The organism is Demequina sp. TMPB413 (assembly GCF_020447105.2).
Taxonomy (GTDB): domain Bacteria; phylum Actinomycetota; class Actinomycetes; order Actinomycetales; family Demequinaceae; genus Demequina.
Genome location: NZ_CP096184.1, coordinates 1,600,236 through 1,612,858, shown reverse-complemented (window position 1 = coordinate 1,612,858; position 12,623 = coordinate 1,600,236). Strand labels below are relative to the sequence as shown.

Annotated in this window: 16 protein-coding genes and 2 tRNA genes; 14 read left to right on the top strand and 4 right to left on the bottom strand. The window is 65.0% G+C overall.

Translation table 11 applies throughout. The features are described from left to right. The first annotated feature begins 99 nt into the window (after positions 1-99). Genes LGT36_RS07865 through rdgB form a run of 11 tightly spaced genes read left to right on the top strand, consistent with a single transcriptional unit; the run spans position 100 to position 8,122 of the window. Positions 100-1,062 carry a calcium/sodium antiporter gene (locus tag LGT36_RS07865; protein ID WP_226264652.1) on the top strand — a complete coding sequence of 321 codons (963 nt, stop codon included), beginning with the start codon at positions 100-102 and terminating at the stop codon, positions 1,060-1,062. 52 nt (positions 1,063-1,114) lie between these two features. Then, positions 1,115-1,537 carry an arsenate reductase ArsC gene (locus LGT36_RS07860; protein WP_226094987.1) on the top strand — a complete coding sequence of 141 codons (423 nt, stop codon included), beginning with the start codon at positions 1,115-1,117 and terminating at the stop codon, positions 1,535-1,537. A gap of 31 nt (positions 1,538-1,568) precedes the next feature. Next, positions 1,569-2,333, top strand: a complete 765-nt coding sequence (locus tag LGT36_RS07855; protein WP_226094988.1) for an ABC transporter ATP-binding protein — start codon at positions 1,569-1,571, stop codon at positions 2,331-2,333. Further along, positions 2,315-3,916 (top strand): hypothetical protein, encoded by a 1,602-nt coding sequence (locus LGT36_RS07850; RefSeq protein WP_226094990.1) that lies wholly within the window; start codon positions 2,315-2,317, stop codon positions 3,914-3,916. The genes LGT36_RS07855 and LGT36_RS07850 overlap by 19 nt, the downstream gene beginning before the upstream one ends. A gap of 35 nt (positions 3,917-3,951) precedes the next feature. Next, positions 3,952-4,230 (top strand): DUF3039 domain-containing protein, encoded by a 279-nt coding sequence (locus tag LGT36_RS07845; RefSeq protein WP_226094992.1) that lies wholly within the window; start codon positions 3,952-3,954, stop codon positions 4,228-4,230. Between the two features lie 49 nt (positions 4,231-4,279). Continuing rightward, positions 4,280-4,567, top strand: coding sequence for an ATP-dependent Clp protease adapter ClpS (gene clpS, locus LGT36_RS07840; protein WP_226094993.1), 288 nt, complete (start codon positions 4,280-4,282; stop codon positions 4,565-4,567). Further along, positions 4,564-5,187 (top strand): DUF2017 family protein, encoded by a 624-nt coding sequence (locus LGT36_RS07835; RefSeq protein WP_226094994.1) that lies wholly within the window; start codon positions 4,564-4,566, stop codon positions 5,185-5,187. The genes clpS and LGT36_RS07835 overlap by 4 nt, the downstream gene beginning before the upstream one ends. Further along, a complete protein-coding gene (murI, locus tag LGT36_RS07830; protein ID WP_226264653.1) occupies positions 5,180-5,986 on the top strand; it encodes a glutamate racemase in 807 nt (268 codons plus the stop codon). The genes LGT36_RS07835 and murI overlap by 8 nt, the downstream gene beginning before the upstream one ends. Next, positions 5,983-6,759, top strand: a complete 777-nt coding sequence (locus LGT36_RS07825) for an MBL fold metallo-hydrolase (RefSeq protein ID WP_226264654.1) — start codon at positions 5,983-5,985, stop codon at positions 6,757-6,759. Before murI ends, LGT36_RS07825 begins: the two co-directional genes overlap by 4 nt. Before the next feature lie 20 nt (positions 6,760-6,779). After that, complete coding sequence (gene rph, locus LGT36_RS07820; RefSeq protein ID WP_226097212.1) at positions 6,780-7,505, top strand: ribonuclease PH; 726 nt, start codon at positions 6,780-6,782, stop codon at positions 7,503-7,505. Positions 7,506-7,516: 11 nt separating this feature from the next. Beyond that, positions 7,517-8,122, top strand: a complete 606-nt coding sequence (rdgB, locus tag LGT36_RS07815) for an RdgB/HAM1 family non-canonical purine NTP pyrophosphatase (RefSeq protein ID WP_226097213.1) — start codon at positions 7,517-7,519, stop codon at positions 8,120-8,122. Positions 8,123-8,144: 22 nt separating this feature from the next. On the opposite strand, the gene LGT36_RS07810 is transcribed toward rdgB, so the two are convergent. Beyond that, the gene (locus LGT36_RS07810; RefSeq protein WP_226097214.1) at positions 8,145-8,690 is read right to left on the bottom strand and encodes a DUF4916 domain-containing protein; all 546 of its coding nucleotides are present in this window, start codon (positions 8,688-8,690) and stop codon (positions 8,145-8,147) included. 177 nt (positions 8,691-8,867) lie between these two features. Here LGT36_RS07810 and trxA point away from each other — a divergent pair, with 177 nt between their 5' ends. Continuing rightward, complete coding sequence (gene trxA / locus LGT36_RS07805) at positions 8,868-9,239, top strand: thioredoxin (RefSeq protein WP_226097215.1); 372 nt, start codon at positions 8,868-8,870, stop codon at positions 9,237-9,239. 117 nt (positions 9,240-9,356) lie between these two features. Here the strand turns inward: trxA and LGT36_RS07800 are convergent. Beyond that, positions 9,357-9,441: transfer RNA gene (locus LGT36_RS07800), tRNA-Leu, on the bottom strand. 344 nt (positions 9,442-9,785) lie between these two features. On the opposite strand from LGT36_RS07800, the gene LGT36_RS07795 reads away from it, so the two are divergent. After that, positions 9,786-10,913, top strand: coding sequence for an EAL domain-containing protein (locus tag LGT36_RS07795; protein WP_226097216.1), 1,128 nt, complete (start codon positions 9,786-9,788; stop codon positions 10,911-10,913). Positions 10,914-10,919: 6 nt separating this feature from the next. Here the strand turns inward: LGT36_RS07795 and bcp are convergent, their stop codons facing one another. Continuing rightward, a complete protein-coding gene (gene bcp / locus LGT36_RS07790; protein WP_226097217.1) occupies positions 10,920-11,387 on the bottom strand; it encodes a thioredoxin-dependent thiol peroxidase in 468 nt (155 codons plus the stop codon). A 106-nt stretch (positions 11,388-11,493) separates the two neighbouring features. Here bcp and LGT36_RS07785 point away from each other — a divergent pair. Beyond that, positions 11,494-11,566, top strand: a tRNA-Lys gene (locus LGT36_RS07785). A 60-nt stretch (positions 11,567-11,626) separates the two neighbouring features. Here LGT36_RS07785 and LGT36_RS07780 read toward each other — a convergent pair. Then, positions 11,627-12,622 (bottom strand): glycine betaine ABC transporter substrate-binding protein, encoded by a 996-nt coding sequence (locus LGT36_RS07780; RefSeq protein WP_226097218.1) that lies wholly within the window; start codon positions 12,620-12,622, stop codon positions 11,627-11,629. Position 12,623: the final 1 nt, after the last annotated feature.

Here is a 12,623-nt window from a genome sequence, read left to right as displayed (position 1 = left end):
GCGGCTGGCCCTCACCCTACGCGACCGTAGGTTTCCCGTCACTGACCTGAGGCAAATTCCCCTCCTGTGGGGGAGACCGGCCCCAGGTAGGCTCGTCCGGTGCTGATTGCCGTCCTCGCCACCGTAGCCGGGCTCGCCGCGCTCGCATGGAGTGCCGACCGCTTTGTCGAAGGCGCGGCCGCAGTGGCGCGCTATCTGGGCATGGCCCCGCTTCTCGTCGGCATGCTGGTCATCGGCTTTGGGACCTCGGCTCCAGAGCTCGTCGTATCTGCATTCGCCGCCGCAGAGGGCGCACCCGAGATCGCGCTCGGCAACGCGATCGGCTCCAACATCGCAAACATCGGCCTCATCCTTGGCGTGACGGCCCTCCTCACCCCTGTCTTGGTCCATAGGGGAATCCTGCGCAAGGAACTACCGGTCCTTCTTGGAGTGACGGCGCTCGCTGGCGGACTCATGCTCGACGGGCGGCTATCGCGGGCCGACGCCGTGGTGCTCGTCGCGCTGCTGGTCGCACTCATCGCGTGGTCGATCTGGCAATCAAGGAAAGCAGGAGACGACTTGCTCGCCGACGACGTGGAGGCCGAGGTGGTCGCTCACCACTTGAGTCGCCGCGCGGCGTGGACGTGGCTTGCCGTCGGGCTGTTTTTGTTGGTCCTCTCGTCGAGGTTGCTCGTGTGGGGGGCCGTGGGGATTGCGGAGCGGCTCGGGTGGTCAGACCTCGTCATCGGCCTCACCGTCGTGGCGATCGGCACCTCGGCGCCGGAGCTCGCGTCGTCCATCGCTGCTGCACGAAAGGGTGAGAACGACCTCGCGCTCGGCAACGTCATCGGTTCAAACCTCTTCAATACCCTCGGCGTGATCGGCCTCGCTGGCCTAATCGCCCCTGCCGCTGTGTCGCCGGGCCTCATCGCGCGCGACTTGCCGGTGGTGTTTGGGCTCACTGCGGCGCTCGTGGTCTTCGCCGTGTGGCCGCTCGGCAGGGGCAGAATTACGCGCATCGAAGCAGGGCTGCTCTTGATTGCGTTCAGCATCTACATGGTTGCGCTGCTGGTGTTTGCCTAGCGTTCACCTTGGCTCGCTAACCTTCGTACGAATCGTCCCAAGGAGAACCGCCATGCCTGATACAGCCGCCAAGCCGTCTGCCATGTTTGTCTGTGTTCACAACGCCGGTCGCTCCCAAATGGCTGCGGGCTACTTGCGTCACCTGTCTGGGGGTGCGGTGGAAGTGCGCTCGGCGGGATCGATGCCGGCGGAGCACATCAACCCGGCCGCAGTGGAGGCGATGCTCGAGGAGGGGATCGATATTCGGGCGGAGAAGCCAAAGGTTTTGACGGCTGAAGCCGTCCAAGCCTCAGACGTGGTGATCACGATGGGCTGCGGCGACGCTTGCCCCTATTACCCAGGAAAGCGGTACGAGGACTGGAAGCTCGATGATCCCGCCGGCCAGGGTGTCGAGGCGGTCAGGCCAATTCGTGACGAGATTCGCCGCCGCGTCGAGGCACTGCTCGCGGAGTGGGGTATCGCACCCGCATCGTGATTCGCGGCGACGGCCGGGCTACTCTGACCGCATGCCGTCAGACGTTCCAGCGCTCGCTCTGAGGGGCCTACGCAAACGCTTTGGCAAGACCCAGGCCGTTGACGGCATCGACCTTGACATCCCCGCAGGGTCCTTTTACGGGATGCTGGGTCCGAACGGGGCAGGCAAGACCACGACGCTGTCGATAGCGACCGGACTTCTCACGCCCGACGAAGGCCAGGTCTATGTCCATGGCGTCGATTTGTGGCAGCGACCTTCCGAGGCGAAGCCGATGCTCGGCGTGCTTCCCGACGGACTGCGCACGTTTGACCGCCTGACGGGCGGGGAACTGATCTCGTACGCGGGCGTCCTGCGTGGCCTTGATCCCGACGTGGTGCGTTCGCGCAGAGACGATCTTCTTGCTGCCCTCGATTTAGGTGCGGCCGGAGGCACGCTCGTGGCCGACTTCTCGGCCGGCATGGCGAAGAAGATAGGCCTTGCGTGCGCGCTCGTCCACGCGCCGAGGGTGCTGGTGCTCGACGAGCCCTTCGAAGCGGTAGATCCCGTATCCGGCGCTGCCATCAGGACGATCCTTCAGGCCTTCGTGGGTTCAGGGGGAACGGTCGTGATGTCGTCGCACGTGATGGCGCTGGTCGAGAGGCTGTGCGACAGGGTTGCGATTGTCGGAGCAGGGAGGATTCTCGCCGAAGGCGCACTTGACGACGTGCGAGGAGCAGGCGACCTCGAGACGCGTTTCGTCGAGCTCGTCGGCGACGCCACTGAGCAAAGGGACTTGTGGTGGTTGCGGCAATCCTGAGCCTCCGGTGGCGCATCATGCGCCACCAGTTCCGCCGCGACTGGTGGAGGCTGTTGTTTGTCGCTGCAGGGGCCATCTGGTCCGTTTCCCTCATCCCGACCCTCTTCATCGCAAGCCATGCATTGAGCTCGCGAACACCAGACTTGAAGCAAGACGCTTTGGTTGCGGTCGCGGTCCTCGTCGCCTTCGCATGGGTGCTCGTTCCGCTCCTCGCCACGGGAGTCGACGACTCGCTCAATCCTGCGTTGTTCGCGCCCTGGGGAATCGAGTTGCACAGACTCATGCCTGGAATCGTCGTGGCGGCGTTCACTACCGTCCCAGCACTCTTCTTCGCCATGGTCGCAGGAGTGATGGCCGCCACGTGGCGTGGAGAGGACAACGGGCCGTGGGTGCTGATGGTGGCTGCAATCGGTGCACTGTTGTCCCTCGGGACCTGGATCGCTTCCGCTCGGCTTGCGGCGTTGTGGGCCACGCGGCTCTTGGCCTCGCGAGGATCCAAGTTCGCCGTTGGGGGTCTCGCTGTCGCGGCGCTGGCGCTCGTGAGCGCGACCATCGTGAGGCTTCGCACAGTGGGCTTCGAGGAGTTCCTCGAGTCCGAGTTGACGACGGGGGTGCGCGCCGTGGCGAATACCCCGTGGGCTGCGGGTTTCTCCGCCCCAGCCGCGGTGGCGATGGGCGATGCTTGGGGTGCCGCCTGGCGGATAGGGCTGGTGGCTCTGTGGCTCGTCGTCCTGCTCGCGGCATGGCGATCCGCTGTCGAGCACGCGCTCGTGAATCCCGTGTCTCGAGGCGGAGGAGCCCTGCGCGCTCGCGACGGGATCCTTGCCGTCGTCGAAAGGAGGTTGCCGGGCCTCCGGGCGACTCCAGTGACACGTGCCGTGTTCGCTCGTTCAGCCAGATCGTGGCGCATCGACCAGCGCTACGTGGCACAAGTGATCGGCGCTGTGGCGATGCCGGTCGTCATGGGGGGCGTCGCCGTCGCCGCGCTCGGTTCGAATGGCCCGTGGCTCTTAGGCCTGCCGGTGTTGCTCGCTGTCACGATTGCGTGGGGCAGGCACAACGACGTGGCTTACGACGCCTCGGCCGTCTGGCTCGACATCGTGTCAGGGGTAAAGGGCGCGCACGTGTTGAGGGGGCGCCTGCTCGCTACCGCTGGCTGGGCCGTCCCCGCAGTGGTGGCGATGTCGGTGGCTGCTGCAGCAGTGACAGGCAGGTGGTCGGCTCTGCCTGCGGTACTTCTCGTGGCGTTGGGAGCGCTCGGCATCGGCCTCGGCATCGCAGCAGTCTCTTCTGTGTTGCTGCCTTATCGGGTGCCAGCGGCGGGCGAGAGCCCCTTCGGTGCCGAGCCAGGCACGATTGGCGCGAGTCTGGCAGCGCAACTTGGCTCGTCGGCCGCCACCGGGATCGTGGTCCCCTTGGTCACGGCGCCTTTGCTGGCAGCGTTCGTCTGGGGTGGCGTGTGGTGGACGGTGTCTGCTCTCGTTGGCATGGCTTGCGGCGTCGGCGGCGTCTGGGCGGGCACGCACGTCGCCGGAGAACTGTACGAGCGACGCAAGGGACGGCTCGTCGGCATGCTCTCGTAGGGCAGCAACCTCGCCGTGCGCCGTACGATGGAGCCATGAGTGAGACCACTGACGCGCCAGCCACCGGCGGCTCCCTGTCGACGATCGAACGCACGTCCGAGCGTGAACTCGTTGAGCCGGGCGACGCCGAACGCTTTTCGCACTACGTGCGCAAAGAGAAGATTCTCGAGTCCGCGATGACAGGAGAGCCCGTCATCGCGCTGTGCGGCAAAGTGTGGACGCCAGGGCGCGATCCCAAGCGCTTCCCTGTCTGCCCTGCGTGCAAGGAGATTCTGGACTCCCGGTTCGGCGAGAACGATCCCGCCGACGGTTGAGGCGCGACCTTCTCTCGTGAACGGAGACGAGCGGTCGTACCCTGGAGGGGTGTCCACCGAGCAGCAAGGCGCCACCGACGTCGTGGTCGCCTCGCGCCTTGACGACGCGTGGGTGACCATCGTGTGGAACGATCCCGTCAACTTGATGTCTTACGTCACCCACGTGTTTCAGACCTACTTTGGGTGGCCGCGAGCCCAGGCTGAAGCGCGGATGCATGAGGTGCACTCGGAAGGCAAGACGGTGGTCTCCTCCGGCGGGCGAGAGAAGATGGAGGTCGACGTCCAGGCGATGCACTCCTTCGGACTCTGGGCGACGATGCAGCGGAGCGGCCGGTGAGGGCATTTGAGGCGCGCGGCGACGTCGCCGTTGCTGAACTCGACGCCGAGGAACGGGCGGTCGTCGCGCGCGTCATCGCCGACGTCGGGCTGTTGCTCGACGGTGAGGCCTTCGGCGCCCAACGGGAGGAAAGCGAAGACCCTGAAGAGGAGCTTTTCCGGCACTTGCGCGGCTTCGAAGCAGCGCTGAGCGACCCGGAGGATCCCGCGGTGTTGCGCATCCTGCCGAATGCGGCGCCGGATGATCGCGAGGTAGCAGAAGAGTTCAGGCGCCTCACGGAGCCAGAACTGCGGGCGACGAAGGTTGACCGGCTCAGGGCGATCTGGGAGGCGTTGAACGAGGACGGCCCCGAGTGGGAGGTCCAGGAAGCTGATGCGTTGGCGACGGCGGCGGCGCTTACCGACGTCAGGCTTGTCCTCGCAGCGCGGCTCGGCCTTGAGACTGACGCGGATGCGGATGTGCTTCACCACGAAATCGAGCGTGCGGAGCGGTCTGATCGAGCCGGCGATTCTCCGGTAACAGCCGTCAACCCCGAGCGGGTGTGGCTGGGAATGCTGTACCAGGCGCTGACCTGGCTGCAGGAGTCATTAATGACCTACGTGATGAGGGACGATGTCTGACGCGCCGATCGGAGTCTTCGACTCTGGAGTGGGTGGCCTCACTGTTGCCAGGGCGATCATGGACATGATGCCCCACGAATCGATCCATTACGTGGGAGATACGGCGAATGGCCCCTACGGGCCCCTACCCATTTCTCAAGTGCGCGAGCACGCACTCACCATCATGGACGCGCTCGTCGAGGACGGCGTGAAACTCCTGGTCATCGCATGCAACACCGCCTCCGCAGCGGTGCTGCGCGACGCGCGTGAGCGGTTCTCTCATGAGCGCGGGGTGCCCGTCGTCGAAGTCATCGTTCCCGCTGTTCGCCGGGCTGCGGGCCTCACGAGGTCGGGACGCGTCGGCGTGATCGGCACGGTGGCCACGATCAACTCTGGGGCGTATGACGATGCCCTGGCGGCCGCTCCGAGCGTGCGTGTGACGTCGCAGGCTTGTCCTCGATTTGTGTCATTCGTTGAGGAGGGCATCACGTCTGGTCAAGAGGTGATCGACGTGGCACGCGAATACTTGGAGCCTCTCAAGCAAGCGGAGGTCGACACCCTCATCTTGGGTTGTACGCACTATCCAATGCTTCAAGGCGCGCTGTCCTATGTCATGGGCGAGCACGTGACGTTGGTCGATTCGGCGACCGAGACGGCGATGGACGTGTATCGCGCGCTGGTGGCGTCAGGACTTGAGCGGCTCTCGACCCAGCCCCCCGTCCACCGGTTCCTTGCGACGGGCCCCACCGAGGCATTCGAGGTGCTCGCGCAGCGCTTCATGGGGCCTGTCGTGCGCGCAGTGGAGCCGCTCAGGACATGAGGCTGACCATCATTGGCTGCGCCGGCTCCGTTGCTGGCCCTGGCAATCCTGCCTCGAGCTATCTTGTCGAAGCCGACGCTGACGGCCGAACGTGGCGTCTCTTGCTTGACCTTGGCGGCGGATCTGTAGGCGCCCTCCAAGCGGCAGTTGACCCGGCGGGGCTCGACGGGATTCTCATCAGTCACGGTCACCCCGACCACTGCGCGGACCTCGCCTCGCTGTCGGTCCTGTTCCGCTACGGGCCAGCGAGCAAGACCGACCGCGAGCCGCTCCCACTGTGGGGGCCGCAGGGTATCGATGATCGGGTGAGGCAGTGTGACGGCGGTATGGACGACTCGAGTCTGGAGCCGTTCTCCTGGCAAGAGCTCGTTGCAGGCGAGACGAGGACGCTAGGCCCCTTTGTCATCACTCCCGCGCGGGCCTGGCATCCTGTCCCTGCCTTCGCCTACCGAATTGAGGGGCCTGCCGAAACGGGCGGGAGAGCGACCCTGGTCTTCACGGGGGATACGGATCTGTGCGACGACGTGATCGCCATCGCGCGTGGGGCCGACGTCTTGCTCGCCGAGGCCGGTTGGGCGGATCGCGACGTCAATCCGCCGGGCGTTCACCTCACCGGCCAGCAGGCTGGAGAGCTCGCCAGGCGAGCAGGGGTGCGTCAGCTCGTCGTGACTCACGTGCCCTCGTGGGTCGATCCGGCGGCCACGCTCGCGCAAACACGCACAGAGTTTCCTGAAGCCACGCTCGCAGCGCCTGGCATCGTCTTTGCCATCTGAGCCGCCGCTAGGCTCAAGCCATGACTCGTATCGACGGACGCAACCCAGACCAACTCCGCCCCGTGACTTTTGAGCGCGGCTTCCAGCGCGCCGCGGAGGGCTCCTGCCTGGTGACCTTCGGAAACACCCGCGTGCTGTGCTCCGCTTCCTTCACCGCAAGCGTTCCGCGCTGGAAGAAGGGCTCGGGCGAGGGTTGGGTCACCTCCGAGTACTCGATGCTTCCTCGCGCGACCAACACTCGCAACGACCGCGAGTCGGTGCGCGGCAAGATCGGTGGTCGCACTCACGAGATCTCCCGTCTGATCGGGCGCTCGTTGCGCGCGGTGATCGACGTCAAGGCGCTCGGTGAGAACACCATCGTGGTCGATTGCGATGTGCTAGACGCCGATGGCGGTACCCGTACCGCCGCCATTACTGGTGCCTACGTCGCTCTTGTCGACGCCGTGGCTTGGGGAAAGGCTCAAGGCGCGATCGCGGCAGACGCCAAGGCTCTGTCCGGCTCGGTGAGCGCCGTCTCGGTGGGGATCATCGACGGCGTCCCCATGCTCGACCTTCCCTACGAAGAGGACGTGCGAGCAGAGACGGACATGAACGTGGTCATGACGGGAGCCGGGCACTTTGTCGAGGTTCAAGGGACCGCCGAGCGGGCTGCCTTCACCAAGGCGGAACTCGATGCGCTCCTTGAACTTGCGACGTCGGGAAATGCTGAGCTGGCCCGCCTGCAGGCGGCCGCGCTCGGACTGTGACGGCGTCGGCCGTGCCGCCGCGGTTGGTGTTCGCGAGCCACAACTCGCACAAGCGTGACGAGGTGTGGGCGATCCTCGAGCCGCTGCTTCCTGGATGGACGTCAGCCGACCTTGCGACCGCTCGCGACTTCGATGTGCCCTCGCCTGCCGAGGATGGCGTGACCTTCGCCGAGAACGCGCTCATCAAAGCGCGCGCGGTGTGTGCCGCCACTGGGCTGCCCGCCGTCGCCGATGATTCGGGGATCGCGGTGAACGTCATGGGCGGAGCGCCAGGGATCTTCTCGGCGCTTTGGTCCGGCGTGCATGGCGCAGATGAGGACAACGTGAGGCTGTTGCTCGCTCAATTGGTGGACATTCCCGACGCGCACAGGGCAGCAGCGTTTGTATGCGCGGCGGCTCTCGTGACGCCTGGAGGACACGAGGTCGTGTGTGAGGGGCGCATGGAGGGGAGCATTGTTCGCGAAGCCGCAGGCGCAGGCGGATTCGGCTATGACCCGATCTTCATTCCGACGGGGCACGAGGTGACGGCTGCGGAACTGAGCGCAGCTCAGAAGAACGCGATCTCACACCGCGGCCAGGCGTTTGCCGCGATCGCCCCGCACCTTGAGCGGCTGTAGCCAGCACGGCGGCAAAGGTCGGTCAGGCGGGCAGAACTCCGCAGTACGCGAGTGCGTGACGTAGCAACACGTGTTGGCCGCCCGCCATCTCTTCGACTACGTCATCGCTCGCCGCCTCTTCTGGGGTGAGCCACACGATGTCCAAGGCATTCTGGCTTGGCTCGCAGTCGCCGTCGATCGCAACCACGTAGGCGAGGGCGACCGCGTGTTGACGGGCATCGTGAAAGGTGCCAAAGCCCTCGGTGGGGAAGTACTCGGCGATGGTGAAGGGAGTGGGTGACAACGGTACCCTGGGAAGCGCGGCAAGGCCGAGATCCTTTTCAAGGTTCCGCACAATAGCGTCCCTGATCGTCTCGTGAAGGAGCACGCGGCCGGCCACGAGCGCTCGCGACATCACACCCTCGTCGGCGCGCAGCAGCAGCCCCACCTCGGTGATCTGTCCCTTGGAATTGATGCGCACGGGGACGACGTTGACGTACAGGATGGGCATTTCGGAGCGCACATGGTCAAGTTCCCTGTCGGAGAGCCAACCTGTGGGTTCAGAAGGCAGTTCGGCCATATCGGTCATGCCTCTAGTGTGCAGGTTGTTGGCGGGGCTTCCGTCATCCGCGCCGCGAAATGCCCACACGCCGACGCACGCGGCCCTCGGAGTTCACGGCGGTCGACATAGGATGCTGGGGAATACCCCCCAGGGGTTGCGCGGTTACGGTTCTAGTCGGGCACCTTGCCCGAGGGGAAGGAAAGCATGGCAACGATCGACCTGACCACCAGCACGTTTGACGAGGTCGTCTCCCAGGACGGCATCGTCCTCGTTGACTTTTGGGCCGAGTGGTGCGGCCCCTGTAAGAACTTCGCACCGATCTTCGAGGCAAGTTCCGAGACCAAGAGCGACATCGTCCACGCCAAGGTTGACACCGAGGCGCAGCAGGAACTGGGCATGAAGTTCGGAGTCACCGCGATTCCGACGCTCATGGCGTTCCGCGACGGCATCATGGTGTTTAACCAGGCTGGCGCGCTGCCCGCCCCTGCGCTCGAACAGCTCGTCGACGCCGTCGAGGGTCTTGACATGGACGAGGTCCGCGCGAAGATCGCAGAGCACGAAGCCGCAGAGCACTAAGAACTCGACTTCTTGTCACGGAAAGGCCCGGTGCCCTCAGGGGGCCGGGCCTTTCCGTACCCGTGCGCGTACTGAGTGGTGCGAGGGCGGCGTGCGCCACGCCCGCCGTGGGCCACGTGGTGCGCGAGGCGGGACTTGAACCCGCACGTCCGAAGACACTGGAACCTAAATCCAGCGCGTCTGCCAATTCCGCCACTCGCGCGCGAGCCAACGATACAGGCGCGCGCCCGGCTCTCTCGCCCAAGCGGCGTTCCCGAATGTGGGAATGTTCACACCGTGTCGCTCGACGTGTTGCGCCCAAGCGCCCTAGAGTCGACGCAGCGGAGCCTGCGAAGCGCTTCGCAGTGGGCCGCGAGGCTTCACAAACGCTGTACAAGTCCGCCCGAGTGCCGATGGGGTGTCCATGAACGACTCGTTCCACCCAATCTTGGTCGCGCCGCCGGAACATGCAGCCGCCTTGCCGCATCGAGTATGTGATGCGTGTGGGGGAAACCCAGAAGAGCCGTCACGAGTCACCGCCGCCGATGTTCCGCCAGGGGAGCGTTCATGACGATTCACGCCCACACTCACGCTACCGATGCGCGGTGGACGCAACTAATCGACGATGCGATTGCCGGTCGCGGGGTGGAGTGCCACTTCCAGCCGATCATCGACCTCGACCAGCGGGTCGTCGTTGGCTACGAGGCTCTAGCGCGTTTCAGTCATCCTGATGCGGAGGGAGTCGGTCCTGACGTCTGGTTCGCTCGCGCCAAGGCAAGGGGGCTGCAACCAGAACTCGAGGCTGTCGTGCTGCGGAAGGCGCTGTCGCGTCGCTCTGAGATGCCGCGAGAGACGTTCCTTGCCGTCAACATTGAGCCAGACTCCTTGCGCCACCCGTTGGTACGCGACATCTTCAGCGAGATGTCCGACCTGACAGGGCTTGTGCTCGAGATCACCGAGCACTCCTCGTGGGAGTGGGCTGACCTCGAGCCCTCGATTAATGCGGCGCGTGCCAAAGGCGCACTCATTGCGGTGGACGACGCCGGCGCCGGCTATTCAGGTTTGCAGCAGATCCTCGAGTTGCGACCATCCATCCTCAAACTTGACCGTGCGATCGTCCACGGCGTCGCCACCGACGAGGCGAAGGTGGCGCTCGTCGAGATGATCGGTTTGTTCGCCTCGCGCGTCGATGCGTGGGTGGTGGCAGAAGGAATTGAGTCGCTCGCCGACGCGAAGCGCCTTGCAGACATGAGGGTGCCGTTGGCGCAGGGCTTCCTGTTTGCGAAGCCTTCCCCAGGTTTCACCGACATTGATCCGGAGATCTCGGCTCAACTCGCCGCGTTCTCAGACCAGGCGGGCGACACCATGCACCGGCTCATTCAGGCGGTGCCAACGATTCCGGTCGAGCAGAGCACTGCCCATGCGTGGTCTCACGTGGAAAGTCACTGGGTGGTTGTGGTTGACAGGGACAGGCGGCCGCACGGACTCGTGAACCCCGCCGCGGCGATCGCGGGTGAACTCATCTCGACCCTCACCGTGAACGTCAACTGCAGGCCAGCCGAGGTCGCTCAGCGGATCAGCACCGCTCGCAGCGAGCCTGGGGCGCCCATCATCATCACCGATGACTCGGGCCACTTCATGGGCATCGTGACGCTCAGAAGGCTGTTGGGCAAGCTGAGCGCACTCGCAGGATAGGCAAAACTAGTCGAGCCCGAGGTCTCGACGAAGTTTGGCGACGTGACCGGTCGCTTTGACGTTGTACTGTGCGAGCGCCACCTTGCCCTCTGCGTCGACGACGACGGTGGAGCGCAGCGTTCCCTCAACGGTCTTGCCGTACATCGACTTCTCTCCCCAGGCGCCGTAGAGGTTCTGGATTTCGAGGTCAGGGTCTGACACGAGAGTGAAGTTCAGCCCCTCTTTCTCGCGGAACGCTGCGAGCTTCTGCGGGGAGTCCTTCGACACGCCGACCACCTCATAGCCAGCGGCCTGCAGAGCCGACAAGGAGTCCCTGAAATCGCATGCTTGCGTGGTGCAGCCTGGAGTCATCGCCGCTGGGTAGAAGTACACAATGACGTTCTTGCCGCGGTGGTCTGACAGCGTGAAGGTGCCGGTGTCGGTGGGCGCGGTGAAGTCAGGGGCCGAGGCGCCTGCCTCAAGTCTGTTGCTCATAGTCTGACCAACCGGGAGAGACGTCGCGCCATTCCCCTCGATCCCCTAAGACCCCGATTTCTTTGGGGCCGTAGGTACTGCTAAAGTTGTGGGTCGCGCCACCAATGCGCCTCTAGCTCAACTGGCAGAGCAGCTGACTCTTAATCAGCGGGTTCGGGGTTCGAGTCCCCGGGGGCGTACATCACACGAAGGCCCGGTCCACATGGACCGGGCCTTCGTGCATGACGGGGCAGGGTTGGCTACGCTCCCAGCTCACCGTCGGAGCTGAAAACGAGGCCGACGGCGATCTCGCCCTGGCGCAGCGCCGTCTTCGTCAGTGGGCCGCCAGCGTCGAGCGACGAGAAGTCGGTCACCTCGATGCCGTAGACGTCCTCAAGGCCGATCTGGCAGAACGTGCGCTCGGGGCACTCCGGAGGTCCGCCGAGCGCGATGCCCGCGCAGTTCTCCGCGAGCTCGCTCAGTGACGTGACTCCGTACTGCTCAGAGAACGCCGTGGTGACAGCGAATGCGTTCTGGTCTTGAGCGTCGGACGGCTCGCCAAACACGACTCCGAAGTCGCTGAAGCCGTCGAGAGCCGCCTTGGTTTCAGCGATGTCTCCTGAGGCCACTGCGTCGGCGTCGGCGCCATTGAGCGAGCGGTTGATGAACTCGGCAGCGGTCGCCGCGTACTCGGGCACCACGTCGACCTCGCCGGAGGTCAGCGCGGGCATGTAGGTCTCACGGTTGCCGATCGTGCGCACGGTCGCGTCGTAGCCGGCGTCGCGGAGCACCGCGGCGTAGATTTCGGCAACCGTGATGTTCTCGGAGAAGTTGGCGGCGCCGACCACGAGGGAGCCGGAACCCTCCGACGGTGCCGAGAGGCCCTCGTCGGCGACAAACTGAGCCGCTACCTCAGCCGACGTTTGGCGATCGATGTCGACGGCCTTGTTGAGCTGGATGAGCGTGGGGGTGTCCAGGACGGCGGACACCGTGTTGAGGGCGTCGAGGACGGCCTGGTCATTGGCGGTCTCTGCATTGACCGCTGGGATCACATTGTCGGAGTTCTGAAGCATCATGTCGTCTTCAAGGACCATGATGGTGTCGCCTGGTACGGGCAGGCACTGTTGGGCCGCCATTGCTGTGGCGCCTGTGGTGTCGGAGCTAGACGTGGGCGACTCTGTGGTGCCAGATGAACAGGCGGCCAGGAAGAGGGCCGACGTGGCGAGCGCCGCCAAAGGTGCTAAACGGGTGTGCATG